The following is a 1703-nucleotide window of genomic DNA, read 5'->3' on the forward strand; positions in this document are numbered from 1 at the left end:
TGCTATAGTCCCCTTAAGGTTGACAGATGAAAAACTATAATTCATCTGTTAACTTTAAGGGGATTTTTCTATGCCTAGGACAAGATTTACAGCTATGGAGAAACTGGATATTTTGACTGGTCTATCACAGACCAATTTGAACAGAAGCAAATATCTTGAGCAATATGGTATTTATGACACTACTATTCGTTCATGGCGAGAACTTTACAAACGTGATGGCCTTGACGGCCTAAAAGAACGCCATATCTGGACACGTTATAGTGCAGAGACCAAGCAGCAAGCCGTGGAAGCCTATTTAAATGGTAAAGGTAGTTTAGTTGAAATCAGCAATCATTTTGGATTGAGAAGCGATAAGCAACTTCGCGACTGGATTAAGAAATTCCAGTATAATGGGACCAATAAATCATTGACGGATCCCCCGTCAAGAAGGCAGGTCCGCATTATGAGTCGTAAAACAACATTCGAAGAACGAATTAAAATTGTGGAGTATGTCACGGCTGGAAAGCATTCGTACTCCCAAGCATCCGAACACTTCAACGTCTCTTACCAACAGGTAAGAGCCTGGGTTCTCAAATCCAAAGACGGTGGTTACACAGCATTAAAGGATGGCCGTGGACGTACTAAACCAGTTGAAGAAATGACTGAAGTTGAACGTTTAAAACTAGAGAATCGTCAACTAAAGGCCCAGCTCAAAGAACAGGAGGTAATGGAGCTCTTCGCAAAAAAATTCCGGGAACTACAAAACAAGGAGTGAACGCCCAACATAAATTAGTATTCCAGACAATTCAGGAACTCAGTCCCCAGATTCATGGCGCCCAAGCCATTATTCTTCGCAAAGTGGGTCTATCTCGCCAAGCATTTAATCAATGGCTTCATCGTGAAGAAACCCCTCGGGAACAACAAGAAACACAGCTCAAGCAAAAGATACTCATGTACTTCAACGCACATCGTCAGAGAATCGGCGCAGGAAAATTGAAGATCTATCTAGACCATGATTCAGAGCTTGATTTTTACGTCTCACTTAAGCGCGTTAAGCGGCTTATGACTCTCCTCCATCTCAAGTGCCAAAGTAGACTGAAGAAACACCATCGAGTAAAACAAGCTGAGCAAGAATTACGAGACAACGTATTAAATCAACGGTTTAATATGGCCGATAACCCAAATGAAGTGTGGTTGTCGGACGCCACCGAAGTTCGTTACGGTATCAATGGCGAGTACAAAGCTCGATTGTGTGGTGTACTAGACCTGTATGGCAGATGTCTTTTATCCTACAATCTGAGTGTTACTGAGACTAGTGACGCAATGGTTGAAGTCTTTGAGCGAGCCTTTAGCAAAGCTGGAAAAGTTCATCCAATGGTTCATACTGATCGTGGTTCGGCTTACACTTCCAAAGATTTTAATGATCTAATGACCGAACACAAAGTCGTTCGGAGCATGTCCCGACCGGGAACGCCTTATGACAATGCCCCAATGGAACGTTGGTGGAATGAATTCAAGTTAAACTGGTTAGACAGCCACCCAATGCCTAAAACCAAGGAGGAGCTAATTAAGCTTATTGAGGAAGGTATTCACTACTTCAACTATATTGACCGCACAGCACAAAGAAACGGCTCCACCGCGGTTGAATACCGCGGTGAAGCCGCTTAATCAAATCTACAAAAAATTATAGTATTTCATCCGTCAACTTGACAGGGACTAGTGCA

2 protein-coding genes are annotated in these 1703 nt (G+C 42.7%); both read left to right on the forward strand.

The features are described from left to right. Nucleotides 1–70: 70 nt before the first annotated feature. Nucleotides 71–754 carry a helix-turn-helix domain-containing protein gene (locus FFM70_RS13715; RefSeq protein WP_137617401.1) on the forward strand — a complete coding sequence of 228 codons (684 nt, stop codon included), beginning with the start codon at nt 71–73 and terminating at the stop codon, nt 752–754. Beyond that, complete coding sequence (locus FFM70_RS13720; protein WP_137617402.1) at nt 751–1647, forward strand: IS3 family transposase; 897 nt, start codon at nt 751–753, stop codon at nt 1645–1647. Before FFM70_RS13715 ends, FFM70_RS13720 begins: the two co-directional genes overlap by 4 nt. The last annotated feature ends 56 nt before the right edge of the window (nt 1648–1703 follow it).

This window comes from Lactiplantibacillus nangangensis (genome assembly GCF_005405065.1).
Lineage (GTDB): Bacteria > Bacillota > Bacilli > Lactobacillales > Lactobacillaceae > Lactiplantibacillus > Lactiplantibacillus nangangensis.